Origin of the sequence: Massilia timonae (assembly GCF_001866515.1) — a bacterium.
Classification (GTDB): domain Bacteria; phylum Pseudomonadota; class Gammaproteobacteria; order Burkholderiales; family Burkholderiaceae_D; genus Telluria; species Telluria timonae.
On the sequence record NZ_JRYB01000001.1, the window covers coordinates 2,135,620 to 2,156,873 of the forward strand.

Below are 21,254 nucleotides of genomic sequence, written 5' to 3' on the forward strand. Positions count from 1 at the left end.
GAACCCGGCGGTAAGTGCAACTTTGCGCCGATTTGCCAGTCGATGTTGCCTGAAAGTAAATTCACTCAGATTGCCATCTCACGCAGCAGCTTCGAGGCTTCGCGGTTGGCGCCGATGCAGGCGCCGTCGCGCATGAAGATCTGCAGCTGCGACTGCTCGTCGGCGCGCATCGATTCGACGAAGTCGAGATTCACGAGCGCCGAGCGGTGCACGCGGATGAAGCGCTGCGGGTCGAGCTGTGTCTCCAGTTCCGAGATGCCGATGCGCACCAGGAAATGCTGGCCGCGCGCCACGATCACCGTGTACTTCGAATCGGCCTTCATGTATTCGATCTCGCCCACCGCGAGAGGGAAGATGCGGCCGCGGTCGCGCACCAGGATGCGGTCCAGCCGCGCCGGGCCGCTCGCCGCGCGCGCCAGCGCGTTCTCCAGGCCGGCGCGATCCTGCTGCGGTTCTGCGCCGTCCAGCAGGCGCGCCACGCTGGCCGCGAAGCGCGCCCTGGTAAACGGCTTGAGCAGGTAGTCGACCGCATGCAGTTCGAAGGCGGTCACCGCGTACTGGTCGTAGGCGGTGGTGAACACGATTTGCGGCAGGTAGTCGAGCCGGCGCAGCACCTCGAGGCCGGTCATTTCGGGCATCTGGATGTCCATGAACACGACATCGGGGCGCAGCTGCCCGATGCGTTCGAGCGCGCTGGCGCCATCGGCGGCTTCGCCCACCAGGCGCAGGGCGGGATGGGCATAGATGGCGTCGCGCAGCACGTCGCGCGCGAGCGGTTCGTCTTCGGCGAAGAATACGGTCTTGGTGTTCATGTGTCAGGTGCAGGGGAGGGTGACCGAGACGGCAAAGCCGGCCCCGGGACGCGAATCGATTTCCAGGGCCGCGCGCCCGGCGTAGTCGAGTTCGAGGCGGCGGCCGATGGTGCGGATGCCCAGGCCGGGCGAAGCGGCGATCGCTTCCTGCGCGGCGCCGGGTCCGTCGTCGCGCACGGTCAGGCGCAGCAGGCCCGCATCGGCGTCACGCCGGCTCTCGATGCGCAGCAGGCCGGGCCGGGTATAGGGATTGAAAGCATGCTTGATGCTGTTTTCGATGAGCGGCTGCAAGGTCAGGGCGGGCAGCAGGAGGTCGCCGGTGTCGGGATCGAGATCCCAGTGCACCTGCAGCCGCGATCCCAGGCGCAGCTGCTCCAGCTCCAGGTAGTCGCGCGAGAATTGCAGCTCGGCGTCGAGCGTCACGCGGTCGGCGCCGGCGCGCTCGGTATCGAGCACATAGCGCAGCATGTCGGAGAACTGGAACAGCGCCGTCTCGGCGGCGGCCGGGTCGCGCTGGGTAAGGGCGATGATCGAGTGCAGGGTATTGAAGAGAAAGTGCGGATTGAGCTTGCTGCGCAGCGCGCCGAGTTCGGCGGCAACGAGCAGGGTGCGCGCCTGCTGGGCTGCAAGCGCCTGGCGCTGGGCGGCGGCAGTGGCGCGCATTGTATGGAACAGGCCGGCCACCACGGTATAGCTCATGACGTTGTACAGAAACGGCCAGACATGCCACTCGATCCCGCGCTCGAGAGGCTCCTGCAGGAGCGTCAGCAGCATGTGCGCGCCGAAGGCGAACGCCAGCGCCGCCGTGAAGTGGATCGCGCAGCGCAACCCCAGCCCCACGCCGCGCCGCTCGAACCAGCCGGTGAGCGGCCAGACCAGCGTCAGCACGATTGCCGAAGGCGCGATGCTCACGAAGGCGAAGAAGATCATCGCCGGGTCGAAGTTCCCGGTCAGCAGGGTGTCGGTCTGGAGCACCACCGCGATCAGTACGATGTACACCAGCCAGATGGCGATATAGCCGCGCCACATCGGGGTCAGGGAAATGGACTTGATCAGGTTCATCTATTCAGTATCGTCGAGATTGCATCGCTTGCGCCATGCCATGCGCCCAGTTGCAGGAATTACGGCACGAGTTGCGGCCTGGATGCGACGACGAGTAGTGATGCATGTTTTTGCATGTTGTTGCATGAAGCTGCATGTTTGTGTACAGTGGCGCATCAAGCGAACTGGAGCGAATACATGCAATTGCCGGAAGAACGACGCCAACTGATCGCCGACGCGGTCGAGCGTGAAGGACGGGTCTCGGCGGCCGAGCTGGCGCTACGCCTGTCGACGTCCGAAGACACGATCCGGCGCGACCTGCGCGACCTCGATGCGGCCGGCCTGCTGCGGCGCGTGCACGGCGGCGCGATCCGCCTGCGTCCGGCCGCCAGTTTCGAGCAGCGCGCCGCCAGCGACCTGCCGCGCAAGACGCAGCTGGCGCAGGGGCTGCGCGAGTGCATCCGCCCCGGCGACACGGTCCTGATCGACGCCGGCTCGACCCACCTGGCGCTGGCGCGCCTGCTCGAAGACGGCTGCTGCGCCGCCATCGTCACCAACAGCCCGCAGATCGCGCTGGCGCTGGGTGGTTTCCAGCGCACCCGCATCGTGCTGCTGGGCGGGACCTATCATCCGAACGAGGGCGCGGTGATCGGCGCCGCCACCCTGGCCGAGGTGCAGCGCCTGCGGCCCGACCTGGGCGTGGTGGGCGTGTGCGCGCTCGACCCCGCGCGCGGCCTGGCTGCCTCGAATCCCGAGGAAGCGGCGCTCAAGGGGGCCATGCTGGCCGCGAGTGCGCGGCGCGCGGTCGCCGTCCTCAACGAACGCTTCGACGACCGCGCGCCTTTCCTGTTCGGCGCGCTGGACCAGATCGACCACCTGGTGCTGGAGGCCGATGCGCCGCCTGCCGCCATCGCCTCGCTGCGCGAACGCCATCCCGCGCTCGACATCAAACTCACCGACAAGGCCCCGGCATGACCCACGTCTCCACCATCGAACGACGCAGCATCGAAGCCGGCCGCTGGGCCATCTCGACCGTCTTCCTGCTCAACGGCGCCGGCATCGGCCTGTGGGCCGCCCACGTGCCGACCGTGCAGGCGCGCATGGGCATCGATACCGGCATGCTCAGCCTGGTGCTGCTGACGATTGCCGGCGGCGCCCTGATGGCGATGCCGCTGATGGGCGGCCTGACTGGGCGCTGGGGCACGCGCCGCATGGTGCTGCTGTCGGGCTTCGCCTTCGCCCTGATGACGGCCGTGATCATGAGCATGCCGAACCTGCCACTGCTGTTCGTGGCGGCCTTCCTGTTTGGTGTGTCCAACGGGGCGCTGGACGTGGCCATGAACGCCAACGCCAGCGAGGTCGAGACCGCGCGCGGCCTGCCCACCATGTCGTCGTTCCACGGCTTCTTCAGCCTGGGCGGCCTGTTCGGCGCGAGCCTGGGCGGGGTGCTGGTCGGCCAGGGCCTGGGGCATGGCGAAGGCGCGCTGATGGTGGCGCTGGCGACCGCCGTGGCGCTGGCCCTGACGGCCCCGCGCGTGCTGGGCTTCGCGGCGCACGCGAGCGGCAGCCACTTCATGCTGCCGCGCGGCGCCGCCCTCGGCCTGGGCCTGCTGGCGCTGCTGTGCTTCGCGGTCGAAGGCGCGCTGGTCGACTGGAGCGCGCTGCTGCTGGAGGAGCGCACCGGCGCCTCGCCGGCATCGGCGGCGCTGGGCTACTCGGCGTTCTCGATCGCGATGGCGGCCTGCCGCTTCGCCGGCGACCGCATCATCCTGCGCGTCGGCGCGATGAGGGTGATGGTGATCGGCGGCCTGGCCATGTTCGCCGGCCTGGCGCTGGCGGTCCTCAGCACCAATTTCGTGCTGTCGAGCTGTGGCTTCGCCCTGGTCGGCCTGGGCGCGGCGAACGTGGTGCCGCTGCTGTTCGGCGCCGCCGCGCGCATCCCCGGCATGCATCCCGGCGCGGGCGTGGCGGCGGTGGCCACGCTGGGCTATGGCGGCCTGTTGCTGGCGCCGCCGGTGCTGGGCTGGGTGGCGGTGCACTCGAGCGTGATGGTGGCGCTCGGCGCGCTGTCGCTGTCGGGGATCGTGATCGCGCTGAGCGCGCGAGTGCTCAAGCGCTGATGTACTCGCGCAGCACGGTGTAGACGCCGCCCTGCGATTCGACCAGCGCGTACCTGTCGGCCTGCCAGGCGATCGGCGGACCATCCTGCGGCACGGCGACGCCGCCGGCGCGGCGCGCCATGGTGACGTGCGGCCGATAGCTGCGCTGTTCCGGCTGCAGGCCGAGGCCGACCAGCGCATCCGCCAGCCGCGCGTGCAGTGCCAGCAGTGCGGGTGGCTCTGCGAAGGGTTCGAGCACCGCGATCCCGTGCGGCCACAGCACGGGTTTGCCGAGGTCGAGCCGGAACGGCACGAACGGCACTGAAAATCCATCGAGGAGTTCGGGCAAGCGTTCGGAGGGAACGTCGCCCAGGAAGTGCAGGGTGAGGTGCAGCTTGTCGGCATGGACCGGCGTTGCGCCGCGTGGCCACTGCCAGGCATCGCGCCGCTCGCGCAGCTGCCCGCGTATCGTGGCCGAGGGCCACAGGGCCAGGAACAGACGCGATGTCTTTTGCTGGCCCATGATGCTCACCTTAGAAGCAGTGCTCCGGCGCCGGGAAGCTGCCGTCCTTCACGGCCGCCACATAGGCCATGACCGCCGCGTCGATGCTGGTCTGGCCATCCATGAAGTTCCTTACGAAGCGCGCCTTACGGCCCGGGAACACGCCCAGCAGGTCGTGCATCACCAGCACCTGGCCCGAGCAGTCGGGACCGGCGCCGATGCCGATGGTCGGCACCGACAGCAGCTCGGTGACTTCGCGGCCCAAGGCCGCCGGCACCGCCTCGAGCAGCACCACGGCGGCGCCGGCCGCCTGCAGCGCCAGCGCGTCGTTCTTCAGGCGCTCGGCGCCTTCGCCGGTCTTGCCCTGCACCTTGAAGCCGCCCAGCTGGTGCACGAACTGCGGGGTCAGGCCGATGTGGGCGCACACCGGAATGCCGCGCTCGACCAGCAGGCGCACGGTGTCGGCCAGCCAGGCGCCGCCCTCGATCTTGACCATGTGGGCGCCGGCGCGCATCAGCTGCACCGCGCTGTCGTAGGCCTGCTGCGGGTTGCCGTAGCTGCCGAAGGGCATGTCGGCCAGCACCAGCGCGTTCTTGTTGCCGCGCGCGACCGACGCCGTGTGATAGACCATGTCGGCCACCGTCACCGGCAGGGTCGAATCGTGGCCGGCGCACACCATGCCCAGCGAATCGCCGATCAGGAGGATCTCGACGCCGCAACGGTCCATCAGCGAGGCGAAGCTGGCGTCGTAGCAGGTCAGCATCGCGATCTTGTCGCCGGCAGCGCGCTTGGCGAGCAGCGCGGGAACGGTCACGGCCTTCGGCAACGCGGGCACCGGCGCCGGCGCCGTGGCGGCGCCGGTCGTGGCCATATCGTTACCCTGCAAATAAGAGCTCATACAAATCCTTTGGTAAAACTGGAACGTCCAGATCCGCGTAGTGTAATGCGGCGCCCGCGAACCTGCAGGTAAATGGTCAGGACCGGAAGATGAAATACACCGCGCCGACCAGGCACAGGCCCGCCCAGACGTAGTCCAGCTTGAACGGTTCGTTCATGTAGAACATCGCGAACGGCACGAACACGGTCAGGGTGATCGCCTCCTGCATGATCTTCAGCTGCGCCAGCGAGAACTGGGTGTGGCCGATGCGGTTGGCCGGCACCTGCAGCAGGTATTCGAACAGCGCGATGCCCCAGCTGATCAGGGCCGCCACGTACCAGGCGCGGTGCTGCAGGCCTTTCAGGTGGCCGTACCAGGCGAAGGTCATGAAGACGTTCGACAGGATCAGGAGGCCCGTGGTCTGGGCCCAGACGGGCAGGTTCATGGGTGCGCTTTCCTACGCGAGCTTGGCGATGGTCTGGCCGGCCACCAGCGCCGCGAAATTGCGCGCCGGGCCGTGGCCGGGAATGTCGATGTCGGGGGCGATCTCGAGCAGCGGCTGCAGCACGAAGGCGCGTTCATGCATGCGCGGATGCGGCACCGTCAAGGTCGGGCTGGCGATGACCTCGTCGCCGTACAGCAGCAGGTCGAGGTCGAGCGTGCGCGGCGCGTTGCGGTAGGGCCGCTCGCGGCCATGGGCCTGCTCGATGTCCTGCAGCGCGGCAAGCAGGTCGTGCGCCGCCAGCGTGGTGTCGATGCAGGCCACGGCATTGATGTAGTCGTCGCCGCCCGAATCGACCGGGGCCGTGCGGTACAGGCTCGAGGTGTGCAGCAGCGTGCTGCCGTGGAGCCGCGCCAGGCGCGCCAGCGCGTCGAGCACGTTCGCCTGCGCGTCGCCCAGGTTGGCGCCGATCCCGACCCAGGCCTTCATTCCTCGCTACCACCTGCTGCCGGCGCCGGGGCGCCTTCGCCACTGGATTTGCGCGGGCCACGACGCGGCCGACGCTTCTTCGGCGCGCCATTGGTGGCGCCGCCTTCGCGCTCGCGCGTGTTGGCCGCAGCCACCAGGCGCTCGCGGTCGCCGCCTTCGGCTGCATAGAACTCGGTCCACCATTCGCCCACCTCGGCAGGCAGTTCTCCCGACTGGCAGCGCAGCAGCAGGAAGTCGTAGCCGGCGCGGAAGCGCGGGTGTTCCAGCAGCTTGTACGGCGCGCGGCCGGCGCGGCGCTCGAAGCGCGGCTGCATGGCCCAGATGTCGCGCATATCGGTGGCGATGCGGCGCTGCAGGGCCAGGTTCTCGGTTTGCGTCTCGAGCACGGCGTCGGCCGCCAGGTGCAGCGCGGGAATCGGCGCCTCGCCGGCGGCGCGGTAGGCGGTCCATTTTTCGAGCACCTGGTGCCACAGGAGCGAAGCGAACAGGAAGCCGGGCGAGACGCCCTTGCCGGCCTTGACGCGCGAGTCGGTCGAGTCCAGGGCCAGGGTCACGAACTTCATGCCGATCGGCTGCTCCAGCACCACGTCGAGCAGGGGCAGCAGGCCATGGTGCAGGCCGGCCGAGCGCAGTTCCTTGAGGCAGGCCAGGGCGTGGCCCGACAGCAGCAGCTTGAGCATTTCGTCGAACACGCGCGCCGCCGGCACGTTGTCGATCAGCGGGGCCATCACGGGGATCGGCGCGCGCGTGGTCGGCTCGATCGTGAAGCCCAGCTTGGCCGCGAAGCGCACCACGCGCAGCATGCGCACCGGGTCTTCGCGGTAGCGCGCCTCGGGCATGCCGATGATGCGCAGGGTCTTGGCGCGGATGTCCTCGATGCCGCCGTGGTAGTCCAGCACCGATTGGGTGGCCGGATCGTAGTACATGGCGTTGATGGTGAAGTCGCGCCGCGCGGCGTCTTCATGTTGCGGGCCGAAGCTGTTGTCGCGCAGGACGCGGCCGTGTTCGTCCTTGGGCGCGTTGTCGCTGCCGTTGCCGCGGAAGGTGGTCACCTCCAGCAGGTCCTGACCGAACATCACGTGCACGATCTGGAAACGGCGGCCGATGATGAAGGCGCGCCGGAACAGTTTTTTGACCTGCTCGGGCGTGGCGTCGGTGGCGATGTCGAAGTCCTTGGGCTTCACGCCCAGCAGCAGGTCGCGCACCGCGCCGCCGACGACGAAGGCCTTGAAGCCGGCTTCCTGCAGTGTCTGCGTGACGCGGATCGCGTTGGACGAGACGTTCTTGGGGTCGATGCCGTGTTCGGCCGGGCCGAGGATGGTCGGTTCGGTGGCGTCGCGCTGGTCTTTCACACCCAGGATTTTACGGATGAATTTTTTAATCATTGAATAGTTGGATGGTTGGCCAGCCCTGTTGCTGCGCGTGGCTCGCGAGCGCGGCGCTCGGATTGGTCGCGACCGGATGGGAGACGATGGACAGCAGCGGAATGTCGTTGTGCGAATCGCTGTAGAAATGGCTGCGGCCGAAGCTGCCGAACGGCTGCCCCAGGCGTTCCAGCCAGGCGTGCATGTGCGTGATCTTGCCCGGGCCCGAGGTCGGGGTCCCGGCCAGGCGTCCGGTCAGGTTGCCGGCGGCGTCGCGTTCGGGCATGGCCGCGATATGGTGCTCGACGCCGAAGGCGGCCGCGATCGGCGCCGTGATGTAGTGGTTGGTGGCGGTGATGATCGCCACCAGGTCGCCGGCGTCCTGGTGCTCGCGCACCAGCCTCAATGCCTGCGGCTTGATGGCCGGCTCGATCACTTCGCGCATGTAGCGCGCATGGAGGGATTCAAGCTCCAGGCGGGAAAAGCTCGCCAGGGTGCCGAGCGCGAACTCGAGGTATTCGACCGGGTCGAGCACGCCGGCGTTGTACTGGGCGAAGAAGGCGTCGTTGCGGGCGCGGTAGGCGTCGCCGTCGACCGCGCCGACCCGCGCCAGGAATTCTCCCCATTCGTGGTCCGAATCGAGCGGCAGCAGGGTGTGGTCGAGGTCAAACAGGGCAAGGTTTTTCATTCTTTGGGTTCAAGCGGCAGATTCTCTTGCAACAGCAGGTCGCGCAGCAGGGGCAGCGTGACCGGGCGCTGGGTTTCGAGCGAATACTGGTCCAGCGCGTCCAGCATGGTCGACAGGGAACGCATGTCGCGTTTGAAATGAGACAACAAATAGGGTAACACGCTGGCCGACAAGGTCAAACCGCGCGCCTCGGCGGCGTGCGTCAGCGCTTCGATCTTCTGGTCGTCCGACAGGCCGTGGATCTGGTACACCAGCCCCCAGCCCATGCGGGTGCGCAGGTCTTCGCGCACCCCCAGCACGGCCGGCGGCACCGGACCGGTGCAGACCATGTAGGCGCCGTGCTCGCGGATCTGGTTGAACAGCGCGAAGGCGTCGATCTGGCGTTGCGGGCTGAGGCGGTCGCAATCGTCCAGCAGGTACAGCGTGACCTCGGGCGCGTGCACGAACTGCTCGGCAGGCGCGCTTGCTGCGATGTAGCGCGAGGCCGGGCTGGCTGCCAGCGCCTGCAGCAGGTGGGTCTTGCCGGCGCCGGTATCGCCCCACAGATAGGCGAAGTGCTCGCGCGAGACGCGCTCGGCGAACAGGTGCATCAGGTGCGCCAGTTCGGCATTTTCCCCCACCTGGAAGGTGTCGAGGCTGTGCGCCGGCTCGGCGCCTAAATCGAGCACCAGCTGTTTCATGGCGTTCGTCGGTTCATGCCCGCGGTAAGGGAAAATGGCATGCCAGTAAGGTGATTTCCGCTGCGCTGTTAATCAAATTAGTTCGTCAAACGGTTATGGGGAGAACCGTTTTGCTAAAATAGTGGATTGACCAGTTTTGCCGGTCGCCTCCTATTTTACCGCCTCCGCTGCCAAATACCATGAGCCAACCATCTAATGTTTCTCTCTCTTACCGCGACGCGGGTGTCGATATCGATGCCGGCGACGCCCTGGTCGAAGCGATCAAGCCGCTCGCCAAGCGCACCATGCGCGAAGGCGTGCTGGGCGGGATCGGCGGCTTCGGCGGTCTGTTTGAGATCAGCAAGAAGTTCAAGGAACCGGTCCTGGTCTCGGGCACCGACGGCGTGGGCACCAAGCTCAAGCTGGCGTTCGAGCTGAACCGCCACGACACGGTCGGCATCGACCTGGTCGCCATGAGCGTCAACGACATCCTGGTGCAGGGCGCCGAGCCGCTGTTCTTCCTCGATTACTTTGCGTGCGGCAAGCTGGACGTGGCAACGGCCACCGCCGTGGTCTCGGGCATCGCCAAGGGCTGCGAAGAGTCGGGCTGCGCCCTGCTGGGCGGCGAAACCGCCGAAATGCCGGGCATGTACCCGGACGGCGAATACGACCTGGCCGGCTTCGCCGTCGGCGCGGTCGAAAAGTCGCAGATCATCGACGGCAGCAAGATCGTGCCGGGCGACGTGGTGCTGGGCCTGGCCTCGTCGGGCATCCACTCCAATGGTTACTCGCTGGTGCGCAAGATTATTCAAGTGGCCAAGCCCGACCTCGAGTCAGACTTCCACGGCCGCAAGCTGGCCGACGTGCTGATGGCGCCGACCCGTCTCTACGTCAAGCCGCTGCTGGCCCTGATGGCCTCGATGGAAGTGAAGGGCCTGGTGCACATCACCGGCGGCGGCCTGGTCGAGAACATCCCGCGCGTGCTGCAGGATAACCTCACCGCCGTGCTGGACGCGTCGTCGTGGACCATGCCGCCGCTGTTCAAGTGGCTGCAGCAGCATGGCGGCGTGGCCGACGCCGAGATGCACCGCGTGTTCAACTGCGGCATCGGCATGACCGTGATCGTCTCGAAAGAGAACGCGGATGCGGCGTTTGCCCAGCTGGAAGCGGCCGGCGAGACCGTCTACCGCATCGGCGAGATCCGCGCCCGCGAAGAAGGCCAGGCGCAGACCGTCGTGCTGTAAGCGGCGCATCGTCGCACGCAAGACGGGCGCCCGCGGGCGCCCGTTTTCACATCCGGCCGCTCAGCGCGCCGCGCCGCTGCCGATGTGCTTGTCGAGGAAGGTCTCGACCCGGCCCCAGAAGTCGAGGCGGTTCTTTTCCAGCGACCAGCCATGGCCTTCTTCCGGATACTCGATCCACTCGACGTTCTTGTTGGTGCGCATGACGGCGTTGCGGAACGCAGTGCCGTGGTTGATCGGCACGCGCCGGTCGACCCCGCCATAGGCCAGGATCAATGGCTGGGTGATGCGCGCGGCCTGCTGGATGGGCGAGGTGGCCTTGAACTGGGCCGCGTCCTTGACCGGATCGCCGATCTTTTCCGGCATGCTGTGTTCCTTGGTGTCGCGCGAGACGTCGTCGCTCAGGCTCCAGCCATTGTCGAACAGCAGGCCGATATCGGTCACGCCGACGATATTGATCCCGCACTTGTACAGGTCCGGATCGTTGACCAGGCCCATCAGGGTGGCGTAGCCGCCATAGCTGCCGCCGGCGATGCAGATGCGCTTGGGATCGACGATCCCCTTGTCGATCGCCCAGCGCGCGCCGTCGGCGATATCGTTCTGCATCGCCAGGCCCCATTGCTTGTAGCCGGCGCGCTCATGCTGCGAGCCGAAGCCCTGGCTGCCGCGAAACTCGGGTTCCAGCACCGCATAGCCGCGCGAGGCCAGGAATTGCGACACGGGCGACCAGCCCCAGGAGGCGCCGCGGACGTAGGGGCCGCCATGCACCATGACCACCAGGGGCAGGCCGCTGCGTTGCGCGCCCGGCGGCAGCGTCAGCAGCGCCGGGATGTCCATGCCGTCGCGCGCCTTGTAGCGGAAGAATTGCTGGCGTCCCATCTGCGCCGGCTGCAGACCGGGGCGCGCTTCGCCGATCTTGTTCAGCGCTTTCGTCCTGGTGTCGTACAGGAAGAAGATGGGGGCGACGACGTCGGAATACGCGGTGACCACGGCCAGCGGCGACGTCGCGTGCCCCGGCACCGAGACCAGGTTGACGGTCGTGGGCAGCAGCTTGTCGACGTCCTGCTGGACCTGTTTCATGGAGGGATCGAACCACTCGTTCGACATCGCGTCGGTCCGGAACAGGACCCCGAGCACCTTGTCGCTGTTGACCACGAGGCCGCCGTCGAAATCGTAGCCGGGGGCGGACAGCAACGGCTGCGGATCGCGCTTGCCGGTGGCAACGTCGAGGGTGTGCAGCGCCTTCAGGCCGGTCTTGCCGCGGGCCACGACGAACAGGTTGCCGGTCGGGCCGAAGCCCAGCGGCTCGATGGTGTCGGCGGTTTCCTGGAAAATCGGGGAGCTGGCCAGCGCGCGCCACTCGCCGGTGGCCGGGTCGAGATACTGGATCGTCCTGGTGAGGTCCTTGTGGGTGATCGCCAGGCGCGGCTCCCCCTTGTGGTCGAGCAGCCAGCCAAAGGTATTGCCCGGGCGCGGCACGGTGCTGTACTGGCCGGTGACGGTGTTGACGCGCAGCAGGTCGACGTGACTCATCTCTCCCTTCATGTTGCCGACCGCCGACGCCACATAGGTGTAGTCCGAGCCTTCCCACGGCATATTGCCGGCGATCCGGCTCTGGACCGGCAGCAGCTTGCGCGCCGTGCGCGACCCCTCGTTGGCCGACCTGCCGGTGCGGCTGGCCAGTTCGACGAAGCGTCCGCCGTCGTGGTCCACCGCATACAGGCCGGGCGCGAAACGCTGGTCGCCCGGCCCCACGCCTTTTTCGTGGGTGTCGAAGACCAGGCGCGTGTCGTTGATCCAGTAAAAGCCGTTGACGTCGGCATCGCTGTAGCTGGCGATGATCTTGCCGGCCTTGGTGTCCAGGTCGATCACCATCAGGAAGTCGCGCTGGCCGGGCGCGCTGGCGCGCACGGCCAGGTAGCGGGCCGTGGGCGAGAGCTTGGCGTCGCCGAATGGGGAGTTGCCGAAGAAAGCGGAGAGGGGAGGCGGTGCGGCGGACGTGGTGGCCGGGGCCGGGGCCTGGGCCTGGGCCGCGCCGCACAGCACCAGCGCCGCCAGCGAGGCGGCGCGCAATGCGCGGGTCAATGCAGTCATGGTTTTCCGTCTGAGATCGTTATTGTCGTAGCGGCCGCGGCGAGGCGACCTGCACGAATCACGATATCATCCGGAGCCCGGCCGGAATCTACTCAATTCTCACCTTGAAGTCACTCCGGCGCCCGGATGTAGTCGACCATGCCCTCGCTGCCGCGGCTGGGCGGCGCGGTGAGCAGGCTGACCGCCACCACCGTCAGCATCCCGGCCGGCACCCCGAACACGCCGGCCGCCATCGGCAGGATGCCGAACCAGGCATCGCCCAGGTTGCCGCCCAGCGCCGGACTCGCGCGCAGCATGTAGTACAGGCAGACCGCGAACCCGACCAGCATCCCGGCGATCGCCCCCTGGTGGTTGGCGCGCTTCCAGAACACGCCCAGCACCAGCACCGGAAAGAGCGTCGAACCAGCAAGTGAGAACGCCGCGGCGACAAGTGACAGGATGTCGGCCGGCTTTTGCGAGGCCACGTAGGCGGCGATGAAGGCCACCCCCAGCAGCAGCAGCTTGGAAATCGTCACCCGCTTCTGGGTCGAGGCGCCCGGGTTGACCATCTTGTAGTAGACGTCGTGCGACAGCGCGTTGGAGATCGCCAGCAGCAGGCCGTCGGCGGTCGACAGCGCCGCCGCCAGGCCGCCGGCCGCGACCAGGCCCGCGATCACGTAGGGCAGGCCGCCGATCTCGGGCGTGGCCAGCACCAGCACGTCGGCGTCGATCGCGAATTCGGCCAGCTGCACGATGCCGTCGCCGTTGATGTCGGCCACGCTCACCAGGGGATTGGCCTTGTCCACGTTGGCCCAGTAAGAGATCCAGGTGGGCAGCGCCGAGAAGTCGCTGCCGACCAGCGAGGTATAGATGTCGTACTTGGCCAGCACCGCCAGCGCCGGAATCGTCAGGTACACCAGCAGGATGAAGAACAGGGTCCAGAACACCGAGACCCGGGTATCGTTCACCGACGGCGTGGTGTAGGCCCGCATCAGGATGTGGGGTAGCGCCGCGGTGCCGAACATCAGGCAGAACACCACCGCCAGGAAGTTGTTGCGGCGCCCGTCCGATTCTTCCTTCGTGGCGCCGGGGAAGGGCTCGGCATGCGGCTCGGGCGGCCGGGCGCGCGCCAGGTTGGCGTCGCGCCGCTCGCTCCATTGCGAGCGCGCCTCGTCCACCGAGTTGGGATAGGTGGCCAGCGCGCGCTCGGCCTGGCGCACCTCGGTCAGCGAGGCGTTGCGCGCGCGCGCCGCCGCCAGCTGGCGCTGGGCGTCCAGCTTGCCGGTCTCCCACGATTCGGGCAGCGCCTCCAGCCGCGCCGCGTATTCATCGGCCCTGCGGCGGAACTCGGCGCGCACCTGTTCTTCGCGCGGGTCGCGCGCCAGTTCGGCTTCGCGCGCGGTCAGCTTGGGCAGCAGCGAGCCATACGCCACCGCGGGGATCGGATTGTCGGCGTGCTTGGCCGACAGCCACATGGTCGGAATCAGGAAGGCGACCAGCAGGATGATGTACTGCGCCACCTGGGTCCAGGTGATGGCGCGCATCCCGCCCAGGAACGAGCACACCAGGATGCTCGCCAGGCCCAGGAAGATTCCGACCGAGAAGTCGACGCCGGTGAAGCGCGAGGCGATCAGGCCGACCGCGTAGATCTGCGCCACCACGTAGGTGAACGAGACCAGGATGGTGGCGCCGACCGCCAGCGCGCGCACCGGGGCGCCGCGGCCTCCGCCTTTGTCCCCACTTCCACCGCCGTAGCGCGCCGCCAAAAAGTCGGGCACGGTGTACTGCGCGAACTTGCGCAGGTAGGGCGCGATGAGCAGCGCGACCAGCACGAAGCCGCCGGTCCAGCCCATGATGAAGGCCAGGCCGTCGAAGCCCTGCAGATACAGGCCCCCGGCCAGGCTGATGAAGCTGGCCGCCGAGATCCAGTCGGCGGCGGTGGCCATGCCGTTGAACATGGCCGGCACGCGCCGCCCGGCGACGTAGTATTCGGTGACGCTCGAGGTGCGGCAGATCACGCCGATGATCGCGTACAGGGCGATGGTGGCGAACATGAACAGGTGGCCGATCCACAGGCGCGGCATGCCTTCCTGCTCGAGCAGGGCGACGGCGACCAGGAACAGCGCGAAGCAGCCGGTGTACCACAGGTAGTAGCGCGCCAGCTTGCTGAAATAAGGCAGCTTGCCGCTCATCGTGGCGCATCCCCGGCGCCCGCCGCAGTATTGGCCGCAGCGTCGCGGTCGAGCCGGCGCATGCGCCAGGCATAGAAGCCGATGATGGCCAGCGACACCAGCGAGGCGCCTTGCGCCGCCATGTAGAACGACAGCGGCCAGCCGAACACCTCGAAGCGCGCCAGTTCGCGCGCGAAGAACACGGTGCCGAAGCCGGTCGCCAGCCACAGCGCCAGCAGCAGCAGGGTCATCTTGCGGGTGCGCTCCCAGTGCATGGCGTTGGCGCAGCGGCGCCGCGCCGCGGCGTCATGGTGGGGGTCAAGGGGCGGCGTCGGGTTCATGGAGCGGAGGAGGGAAGGTCAGGCGGAACAGGCTGCCCGGGAAGCGCGCGGAGTGGCTGCGCGGGTTGTTGAAGATGTCGATCTCGGCGCCGTGCTGCCGCGCGATCTCGCGCACGATCGCCAGGCCCAGGCCGCTGCCCTGGGTATTGCTGCCCAGGATGCGGTAGAAGCGCTCGAACACGCGTTCGCGCTCGCTCGGGGCGATGCCGGGGCCGGTGTCCTCGACCTCGAGCAGGGCCGGTCCGCCGGCGCCGTCGCGCCGCACGCGCACCGTGACGCTGCCGCCGGCCGGCGTGTAGCGCAGCGCATTGTCGATCAGGTTCGACAGCAGTTCGCGCAGCATCAGCGGCTGGCCGGCGATGACGACCGGGCCTTCGTCGGCGGTGGGCGGCTCGAAGCCCAGGTCGATCTCGCCCGCGAACGAGGCCTGCACCCAGTCCTGCACCGTCTCGCGGGCCAGGCGCGGCAGGTCGATCTCGGCGAAGGCCAGGCCGGCCTGCGGCTGGTTTTCGGCGCGCGCCAGCGCCAGCAGCTGGTTCACCAGGCGCGTGGCCGACTCCGAACTCTTGGCCAGCTGTTCCAGCGAGCGGTGGATCTCGGCCGGGTCGAGCTGGCGCAGGGCCAGCTCGGACTGCATGCGCATGCCGGCCAACGGGGTCTTCATCTGGTGCGCGGCGTCGGCGATGAAGCGCTTCTGCATCGCCACCGATTCGCCCAGGCGCTCGAGCATGTCGTTGAAGGAGCCGACCAGCGGCGAGATTTCTTCGGGCACCTGGCGTGGATCGATCGGCGACAGGTCGTCCTGGGGCCGCGCCCGGATGCGCTGCTGCAGCTCGGCCAGCGGGGTCAGGCCGCGCGACAGCGCGAACCAGACCAGCGCCAGGATCACCGGCAGGATGATGAACTGGGGCAGGATCACGCCTTTGATGATCTCGCCCGCCAGGTGCGCGCGCTTGTCGAGCGTCTCGGCCACCTGCACCAGGGCCAGCGGCGGTTCGAGCGGCGGCTGCGGGGAACGCTCGTGCAATGGGTCGAGGTTGATGTAGGTGTAGGCGACCCGGATCGGCGTGCCGTGGATGCTGTCGTTGCGGAACTCGACCGCGCCGCTGCGCGCATGCTCGTCGTCGGCGTTCATCCGCGGACGCGGCAGGTCGCGGTCGCCGTCCAGCAGCTCGCCGTCGGGCCCGGCCAGCAGGTAATAGACGCTGTCGACGTCGTCGGCGCGCAGGATGTCGCGGCCGGACGGATGCAGCTGGCCGGCGGCCTTGCCGGCCACGCTGCGGATCTGCTGGCCCAGCACCGTGACCCGGTCTTCGAGCGCGTCGTCGAAAGGCTGGTTGGCGATCGACTTGGCGACGAGATAGGTGATGGCGATGCTCATCGGCCACAGCAGCAGCAGCGGGGCCAGCATCCAGTCGAGGATTTCGCCGAACAGCGAATGGCGGATGTTTTCGTCCGGCTCGGGATTCGGCGGGACGTAGGTCGGCTCGGCCGGCGCAGCCGGGGCAGAAGCCGACCCGTGCTCAGGCCAGGGCGTCAAGCCGGCGTCGCGTTCGTTCACCTGTCGGCGACGGTTGCCGTTGCGGTTGCTGCGCTGCGCTCGGCGGAGGCGCTGGCGGCGGCCTCGGAGAATTTCTCGAGGCAGTAGCCCAGGCCGCGCACGGTGGCGATGCGCACGCCGCCGACTTCGATCTTCTTGCGCAGGCGGTGCACGTAGACCTCGATCGCGTTGTTCGAGACTTCTTCGCCCCATTCGCACAAGTGGTCAACCAATTGTTCTTTGGATACCAGACGACCGGTGCGCGCCAGCAGCACTTCGAGCAGGCCGAGCTCGCGCGCCGAGAGGTCGAGCATCTGGTCGTTGATGTAGGCGCTGCGGCCGACCTGGTCGTAGACCAGCGGGCCGTGGCGCACCACGGTCGGGCCGCCGCCGGCGCCGCGGCGGGTGAGGGCGCGCACCCGCGCCTCGAGTTCGGACAGGGCGAACGGCTTGGCCATGTAGTCGTCGGCGCCCAGGTCGAGGCCCTCCACGCGCTGCTCGACGGAATCGGCGGCGGTGAGGATCAGGACCGGCAGCAGCGAGGCGCGGGCGCGCAGGCGGCGCAGCACCTCGAGCCCCGACATCTTCGGCAGGCCGAGGTCGAGGATGAGCAGGTCGAACTCCTGGGTGGAAAGGGCGGTGTCGGCATCCTGGCCGTTCTTGACGTAATCGATGGCATAGCCGGACTGGCGCAAGGATCGCGTCAGGCCGTCGGCAAGTACGCTATCATCTTCAGCGAGCAGAATTCGCATAATGGCACCTCGGTTATCGCGTTAGACAAACTCAGACCCGTATTGTGTTTGATTTGTCGCAACAATGCGAGCCTGGCCCCATTTCTTGACAAGATGGCCACGTATTAGTGCTTGCAAAAACCACTGGATTTTTATACAGTAGTGGCTCTTGAAGTGCGCGTGCGCGCCCACACCTTGCCTACTCCACGATTGAAAGTACACCATGGACGACAAAAAATCCGCATTGAACGCCTCTGAAAAAGGCAAGGCGCTGGCAGCCGCCCTGGCGCAAATCGAAAAGCAGTTCGGCAAGGGCTCGGTCATGCGCATGGACACCAGCGCACCGGTCGAGGAAGTGCAGACTGTTTCCACCGGCTCGCTGGGCCTCGACATCGCACTGGGCGTCGGCGGCCTGCCGCGCGGCCGTATCGTCGAGATCTACGGCCCTGAATCGTCGGGTAAAACCACCCTGACCTTGCAGACCATCGCCCAGATGCAGAAACTGGGCGGCACCTGCGCCTTCATCGACGCCGAGCACGCGCTCGACGTGACCTATGCCCAAAAATTGGGCATCAACCTGGGCGACCTGCTGATCTCGCAGCCGGATACCGGCGAACAGGCGCTCGAAATCACCGACGCACTGGTGCGTTCGGGCAGCGTCGACCTGGTGGTCATCGACTCGGTGGCGGCACTGACCCCGCGCGCCGAGATCGAAGGCGACATGGGCGATTCGCTGCCGGGCCTGCAGGCGCGCCTGATGTCGCAAGCGCTGCGCAAGCTGACCGGTTCGATCAACCGCACCAACACGCTGGTGATCTTCATTAACCAGATCCGTATGAAGATCGGCGTCATGTTCGGCAGCCCCGAGACCACCACCGGCGGTAACGCACTGAAGTTCTACGCCTCCGTGCGCATGGACATCCGTCGTACCGGTTCGATCAAGTCGGGCGACGAAGTGATCGGTAACGAAACCAAGGTCAAGGTCGTCAAGAACAAGATCGCGCCACCGTTCAAGGAAGCCCACTTCGACATCCTGTACGGAGAAGGCACCTCGCGCGAAGGCGAAATCCTGGACTTGGGCGCCGACAACAAGATCGTCGAGAAGTCGGGCTCGTGGTACAGCTATAACGGCGAGCGCATCGGCCAGGGCAAGGACAATGCCCGTCAGTTCCTGAAGGATCGCCCGGCCCTGGCGCGTGAGATCGAAAACAAGGTCCGCGCCGCCCTGGGCGTGCGCGAACTGCCGCCGGTGGCAGCCGGTGGCGACGACAAGCCAAAGCTGCAGGCTGTTGGTGAGTAATCGTCTGGCGAGGGCGGCGCGGCAGGGTAGCGCCGTGGCTGTTCGCGCCATGTTGTCGACGATGGTGTTGCCATGCCAGCACCCGTACTGAGCCTCAAGGCGCGCGCGCTGCGCTATCTGTCGCAGCGCGAGCACAGCCGGTTCGAGTTGCGGCGCAAGCTGGCCAAGTATGCCCAGGAAGACGAAGACGTCGACGCCCTCCTGGATTTCCTTGAAAAGAATAACTGGCTGTCGCAAGAACGTTTTGCCGAGTCCCTGATCAACCGTAAGGCTAGCCGCTACGGCAACAGCCGCGTAGTGGCGGAGTTGCAAAGCCATGGCGTTACCGGCGATGCGCTGGTCGAGATCAAGGCCGGGCTGTCCGACAGCGAGACCGCGCGTGCCATCGAAGTCTGGCAGCGCAAGTTCGGCACCGTCGCCACCGACGCGGCGATGCGGGCCAAGCAAATGCGCTTCCTGCTGCAACGCGGCTTTTCCCAGCGCGCGGCGCGGGTGGCAATGCAAGGTAGCCCTGCGGACGACGAGTTGTCGTAGGGTGGACGGATTTTCCGTCCACGCGTTCAACTACAATATGCGTCGTTACAGCGTGCCTTTGACTAAGATGTACGTCACTACAGCGTGCCTCGAAGGACTTCATGTCCGTGACGCTGATCTGGCGGCCATACCTCTCCAGGCGCCAGCGTGGAGCGCCATCTCCCGATATGCCTAGGGCATATTCCTCAACGGGCGATGGCGCTGCACGCTGGCGCTTTGTTACGCCTGACCGTCCGATCACTGACTGATCCTATCCCAACTACATATCGTTCATTCACGCCGTGAATGGCTTGGCGACTCGCATTAAAGACGGGCGAATAATATAAGCGGCAAACGCGCCGTCATATTCCCCCGAAGTCCCTTCATCTCCTCGTAGTATCCCTTACCAACCTTTCTTTCCCATGCGCCGCTGTGGACGCTGTGCTAAACTTTGCGGGTTTAAGCAGCGCCGCATGAGCGGTTGTTGTCGCAGAAGCTGCGGCAACGTGCACGAAGCACACCGGCTGCATCACTAACCGCCGTCTCGACGGCACTGGTATTTATGCCTTTGTCACCTCCCGTATCGCGCTCGCTCCGGCATACGCGCGCCATCACAGTCGAAGCGTTCGCGCGCGACGATGGCTTGTGGGACCTCGATGCCAGCATCCGCGATGTGAAGACGCGTACTGTCGCGCTTGCTTCCGGCGAACGTCCCGGCGGCACGCCGGTGCACGACCTCAAGCTGCGCGTGACCATCGACCGCGACCTGAACATCGTCGATGCCGAAGCCGCATCCGATGCCGTCCCGTATCCGGGCTATTGCGATACCATCGGCCCTGCCTACAAGAAGTTGATCGGGCTCTCGCTCGTGAACCATTTCCGGTTGCATCTGAAAGACCGCCTATCCGGCGTGCTCGGCTGCACCCATTTGACCGAATTGGCCCAGGTGCTGCCAACCGCAGCCCTGCAAGCCTTTGCTGACGACAATGTCGATGCCCCAGGCGGGCTCGGCGGCTCGTCAACCGACCGTCCATTTGAGCTCGACCGTTGCCACGCCCTGCGCAGCGACGGCCCTGCCGTGGCCAAATACTACCCACGCTGGTCGATCAAGGCCGTCTCGGGTTAGCGTTCGTCGTTTTATTTTTGTAGTTCAACCGTATTTCTAATTCAGTAATAGAAGAAGGGAAGCCAGCATGAAGATCCATGAGTACCAGGGCAAAGAGATCCTCCGAAAATTCGGGGTGACCGTTCCGCGCGGCATTCCGTGCATGTCGGTGGAAGAGGCTGTCAAGGCAGCTGAAGAACTGGGCGGTCCGGTCTGGGTGGTCAAGGCCCAGATCCACGCTGGTGGCCGTGGCAAGGGCGGTGGCGTCAAGGTCGCCAAGTCGATTGAACAAGTCAAGGAATACGCTGACCAGATCATGGGCATGCAGCTGGTGACCCACCAGACCGGCCCTGAAGGCCAGAAAGTGCGTCGCCTGATGATCGAAGAAGGCGCCGACATCAAGCAGGAACTGTACGTCTCGCTGGTCACCGACCGCGTGACCCAGAAGGTCGTGCTGATGGCCTCGTCGGAAGGCGGCATGGACATCGAAGAAGTCGCGCACAGCAACCCTGAAAAAATCCACAACGTCGTGATCGACCCGGCCGTCGGCCTGACCGACGCCGACGCCGACGAAGTCGCCGCCAAGATCGGCGTGCCGGCCGGCTCGATCGCCGACGCCCGCGCCAACCTGCAAGGCCTGTACAAAGCCTACTGGGAAACCGACGCATCGCTGGCAGAAATCAACCCGCTGATCGTGACCGGCTCGGGCAAGATCATCGCCCTGGACGCGAAATTCAACTTCGACGCCAACGCGCTGTTCCGTCACCCAGAGATCGTCGCCTACCGCGACCTGGACGAAGAAGATCCAGCCGAAGTCGAAGCATCGAAGTTCGACCTGGCTTACATCTCGCTGGACGGCAACATCGGCTGCCTGGTGAACGGCGCCGGCCTGGCCATGGCCACCATGGACACCATCAAGCTGTTCGGCGGCGAGCCGGCCAACTTCCTGGACGTCGGCGGTGGCGCCACGGCCGAGAAAGTGACCGAAGCCTTCAAGATCATGCTGAAGAACCCGGAACTGAAGGCCATCCTGGTCAACATCTTCGGCGGCATCATGCGTTGCGACGTCATCGCCGAAGGCGTGATCACCGCATCGAAAGCCGTGTCGCTGCAAGTGCCGCTGGTCGTGCGCATGAAGGGCACCAACGAAGACCTGGGCAAGAAGATGCTGGCTGACTCGGGTCTGCCAATCATCGCCGCAGACACGATGGAAGACGCAGCGAAGTCGGTCGTCGCCGCCGCCGCTGGTAAAGCCTAATTCGCTAA

21 protein-coding genes are annotated in these 21,254 nt (G+C 66.6%); 7 read left to right on the top strand and 14 right to left on the bottom strand.

Annotated features, from left to right (window positions below; genetic code table 11):
• Positions 1–65: 65 nt before the first annotated feature.
• Together LO55_RS09225 and LO55_RS09230 are read right to left on the bottom strand one after the other, a co-directional pair.
• On the bottom strand, positions 66–812 hold the full coding sequence (locus LO55_RS09225) for a LytR/AlgR family response regulator transcription factor (protein WP_071361233.1): 747 nt from the start codon (positions 810–812) through the stop codon (positions 66–68).
• 3 nt (positions 813–815) lie between these two features.
• On the bottom strand, positions 816–1,874 hold the full coding sequence (locus LO55_RS09230) for a sensor histidine kinase (RefSeq protein WP_071361234.1): 1,059 nt from the start codon (positions 1,872–1,874) through the stop codon (positions 816–818).
• Between the two features lie 177 nt (positions 1,875–2,051).
• Here LO55_RS09230 and LO55_RS09235 point away from each other — a divergent pair, with 177 nt between their 5' ends.
• Both LO55_RS09235 and LO55_RS09240 read left to right on the top strand, forming a co-directional pair.
• Positions 2,052–2,828, top strand: coding sequence for a DeoR/GlpR family DNA-binding transcription regulator (locus LO55_RS09235; RefSeq protein WP_005664935.1), 777 nt, complete (start codon positions 2,052–2,054; stop codon positions 2,826–2,828).
• Positions 2,825–3,973: an MFS transporter gene (locus tag LO55_RS09240; protein ID WP_005664937.1), complete on the top strand. Its 1,149-nt coding sequence runs from the start codon at positions 2,825–2,827 to the stop codon at positions 3,971–3,973. The genes LO55_RS09235 and LO55_RS09240 overlap by 4 nt, the downstream gene beginning before the upstream one ends.
• Here LO55_RS09240 and thpR read toward each other — a convergent pair.
• The 7 genes from thpR to hda all read right to left on the bottom strand — a co-directional run bounded on the left by thpR (position 3,963) and on the right by hda (position 8,994).
• Complete coding sequence (gene thpR, locus LO55_RS09245; protein ID WP_071363732.1) at positions 3,963–4,475, bottom strand: RNA 2',3'-cyclic phosphodiesterase; 513 nt, start codon at positions 4,473–4,475, stop codon at positions 3,963–3,965. The two genes, LO55_RS09240 and thpR, sit on opposite strands and share 11 nt — an antisense overlap.
• 10 nt (positions 4,476–4,485) lie before the next feature.
• The gene (gene panB, locus LO55_RS09250; protein WP_370659604.1) at positions 4,486–5,352 is read right to left on the bottom strand and encodes a 3-methyl-2-oxobutanoate hydroxymethyltransferase; all 867 of its coding nucleotides are present in this window, start codon (positions 5,350–5,352) and stop codon (positions 4,486–4,488) included.
• A gap of 76 nt (positions 5,353–5,428) precedes the next feature.
• Positions 5,429–5,776, bottom strand: coding sequence for a DMT family protein (locus LO55_RS09255; protein WP_005664942.1), 348 nt, complete (start codon positions 5,774–5,776; stop codon positions 5,429–5,431).
• A 12-nt stretch (positions 5,777–5,788) separates the two neighbouring features.
• Positions 5,789–6,262 (bottom strand): 2-amino-4-hydroxy-6-hydroxymethyldihydropteridine diphosphokinase, encoded by a 474-nt coding sequence (gene folK / locus LO55_RS09260; protein ID WP_071361236.1) that lies wholly within the window; start codon positions 6,260–6,262, stop codon positions 5,789–5,791.
• A complete protein-coding gene (gene pcnB / locus LO55_RS09265) occupies positions 6,259–7,647 on the bottom strand; it encodes a polynucleotide adenylyltransferase PcnB (RefSeq protein ID WP_071361237.1) in 1,389 nt (462 codons plus the stop codon). The genes folK and pcnB overlap by 4 nt, the downstream gene beginning before the upstream one ends.
• Positions 7,640–8,314 (bottom strand): HAD family hydrolase, encoded by a 675-nt coding sequence (locus LO55_RS09270; protein ID WP_071361238.1) that lies wholly within the window; start codon positions 8,312–8,314, stop codon positions 7,640–7,642. Before LO55_RS09270 ends, pcnB begins: the two co-directional genes overlap by 8 nt.
• Positions 8,311–8,994, bottom strand: a complete 684-nt coding sequence (gene hda / locus LO55_RS09275; protein ID WP_071361239.1) for a DnaA regulatory inactivator Hda — start codon at positions 8,992–8,994, stop codon at positions 8,311–8,313. Before hda ends, LO55_RS09270 begins: the two co-directional genes overlap by 4 nt.
• A gap of 179 nt (positions 8,995–9,173) precedes the next feature.
• Between hda and purM the strand changes: the two genes are divergently transcribed.
• Complete coding sequence (purM, locus tag LO55_RS09280) at positions 9,174–10,217, top strand: phosphoribosylformylglycinamidine cyclo-ligase (protein WP_071361240.1); 1,044 nt, start codon at positions 9,174–9,176, stop codon at positions 10,215–10,217.
• Between the two features lie 60 nt (positions 10,218–10,277).
• On the opposite strand, the gene LO55_RS09285 is transcribed toward purM, so the two are convergent.
• The 5 genes from LO55_RS09285 to LO55_RS09305 form a co-directional block, all read right to left on the bottom strand.
• Positions 10,278–12,308 carry an alpha/beta hydrolase family protein gene (locus LO55_RS09285; protein ID WP_071361241.1) on the bottom strand — a complete coding sequence of 677 codons (2,031 nt, stop codon included), beginning with the start codon at positions 12,306–12,308 and terminating at the stop codon, positions 10,278–10,280.
• A 110-nt stretch (positions 12,309–12,418) separates the two neighbouring features.
• Positions 12,419–14,479 carry a sodium:solute symporter family protein gene (locus LO55_RS09290; RefSeq protein WP_071361242.1) on the bottom strand — a complete coding sequence of 687 codons (2,061 nt, stop codon included), beginning with the start codon at positions 14,477–14,479 and terminating at the stop codon, positions 12,419–12,421.
• On the bottom strand, positions 14,476–14,799 hold the full coding sequence (locus LO55_RS09295) for a DUF4212 domain-containing protein (protein ID WP_071361243.1): 324 nt from the start codon (positions 14,797–14,799) through the stop codon (positions 14,476–14,478). The genes LO55_RS09290 and LO55_RS09295 overlap by 4 nt, the downstream gene beginning before the upstream one ends.
• Complete coding sequence (locus LO55_RS09300; protein ID WP_083415269.1) at positions 14,777–16,360, bottom strand: sensor histidine kinase; 1,584 nt, start codon at positions 16,358–16,360, stop codon at positions 14,777–14,779. Before LO55_RS09300 ends, LO55_RS09295 begins: the two co-directional genes overlap by 23 nt.
• A complete protein-coding gene (locus LO55_RS09305) occupies positions 16,357–17,091 on the bottom strand; it encodes a response regulator transcription factor (protein WP_005664960.1) in 735 nt (244 codons plus the stop codon). The genes LO55_RS09300 and LO55_RS09305 overlap by 4 nt, the downstream gene beginning before the upstream one ends.
• Positions 17,092–17,293: 202 nt before the next feature.
• On the opposite strand from LO55_RS09305, the gene recA reads away from it, so the two are divergent.
• The 4 genes from recA to sucC all read left to right on the top strand — a co-directional run bounded on the left by recA (position 17,294) and on the right by sucC (position 21,246).
• Positions 17,294–18,370, top strand: a complete 1,077-nt coding sequence (recA, locus tag LO55_RS09310) for a recombinase RecA (RefSeq protein ID WP_071361244.1) — start codon at positions 17,294–17,296, stop codon at positions 18,368–18,370.
• Positions 18,371–18,442: 72 nt separating this feature from the next.
• Positions 18,443–18,904 (top strand): recombination regulator RecX, encoded by a 462-nt coding sequence (gene recX, locus LO55_RS09315; RefSeq protein ID WP_071361245.1) that lies wholly within the window; start codon positions 18,443–18,445, stop codon positions 18,902–18,904.
• Positions 18,905–19,445: 541 nt separating this feature from the next.
• A complete protein-coding gene (locus LO55_RS09320) occupies positions 19,446–20,009 on the top strand; it encodes a DUF2889 domain-containing protein (RefSeq protein WP_005664964.1) in 564 nt (187 codons plus the stop codon).
• Positions 20,010–20,076: 67 nt separating this feature from the next.
• Positions 20,077–21,246: an ADP-forming succinate--CoA ligase subunit beta gene (gene sucC / locus LO55_RS09325; RefSeq protein ID WP_005664966.1), complete on the top strand. Its 1,170-nt coding sequence runs from the start codon at positions 20,077–20,079 to the stop codon at positions 21,244–21,246.
• Positions 21,247–21,254: the final 8 nt, after the last annotated feature.

Excerpts from the sequence above, each read along its gene's own strand:
- recX (WP_071361245.1), top strand. The coding sequence starts at position 18,443 with ATGCCAGCACCCGTACTGAGCCTCAAGGCGCGCGCGCTGCGCTATCTG.
- thpR (WP_071363732.1), bottom strand. The coding sequence starts at position 4,475 with ATGGGCCAGCAAAAGACATCGCGTCTGTTCCTGGCCCTGTGGCCCTCG.
- LO55_RS09320 (WP_005664964.1), top strand. The coding sequence starts at position 19,446 with ATGCCTTTGTCACCTCCCGTATCGCGCTCGCTCCGGCATACGCGCGCC.
- LO55_RS09290 (WP_071361242.1), bottom strand. The coding sequence starts at position 14,479 with ATGAGCGGCAAGCTGCCTTATTTCAGCAAGCTGGCGCGCTACTACCTG.
- sucC (WP_005664966.1), top strand. The coding sequence starts at position 20,077 with ATGAAGATCCATGAGTACCAGGGCAAAGAGATCCTCCGAAAATTCGGG.
- recA (WP_071361244.1), top strand. The coding sequence starts at position 17,294 with ATGGACGACAAAAAATCCGCATTGAACGCCTCTGAAAAAGGCAAGGCG.
- LO55_RS09240 (WP_005664937.1), top strand. The coding sequence starts at position 2,825 with ATGACCCACGTCTCCACCATCGAACGACGCAGCATCGAAGCCGGCCGC.
- LO55_RS09270 (WP_071361238.1), bottom strand. The coding sequence starts at position 8,314 with ATGAAAAACCTTGCCCTGTTTGACCTCGACCACACCCTGCTGCCGCTC.
- folK (WP_071361236.1), bottom strand. The coding sequence starts at position 6,262 with ATGAAGGCCTGGGTCGGGATCGGCGCCAACCTGGGCGACGCGCAGGCG.
- LO55_RS09305 (WP_005664960.1), bottom strand. The coding sequence starts at position 17,091 with ATGCGAATTCTGCTCGCTGAAGATGATAGCGTACTTGCCGACGGCCTG.
- panB (WP_370659604.1), bottom strand. The coding sequence starts at position 5,352 with ATGAGCTCTTATTTGCAGGGTAACGATATGGCCACGACCGGCGCCGCC.
- pcnB (WP_071361237.1), bottom strand. The coding sequence starts at position 7,647 with ATGATTAAAAAATTCATCCGTAAAATCCTGGGTGTGAAAGACCAGCGC.
- LO55_RS09225 (WP_071361233.1), bottom strand. The coding sequence starts at position 812 with ATGAACACCAAGACCGTATTCTTCGCCGAAGACGAACCGCTCGCGCGC.
- purM (WP_071361240.1), top strand. The coding sequence starts at position 9,174 with ATGAGCCAACCATCTAATGTTTCTCTCTCTTACCGCGACGCGGGTGTC.
- LO55_RS09235 (WP_005664935.1), top strand. The coding sequence starts at position 2,052 with ATGCAATTGCCGGAAGAACGACGCCAACTGATCGCCGACGCGGTCGAG.
- LO55_RS09295 (WP_071361243.1), bottom strand. The coding sequence starts at position 14,799 with ATGAACCCGACGCCGCCCCTTGACCCCCACCATGACGCCGCGGCGCGG.
- LO55_RS09230 (WP_071361234.1), bottom strand. The coding sequence starts at position 1,874 with ATGAACCTGATCAAGTCCATTTCCCTGACCCCGATGTGGCGCGGCTAT.
- LO55_RS09255 (WP_005664942.1), bottom strand. The coding sequence starts at position 5,776 with ATGAACCTGCCCGTCTGGGCCCAGACCACGGGCCTCCTGATCCTGTCG.
- LO55_RS09285 (WP_071361241.1), bottom strand. The coding sequence starts at position 12,308 with ATGACTGCATTGACCCGCGCATTGCGCGCCGCCTCGCTGGCGGCGCTG.
- hda (WP_071361239.1), bottom strand. The coding sequence starts at position 8,994 with ATGAAACAGCTGGTGCTCGATTTAGGCGCCGAGCCGGCGCACAGCCTC.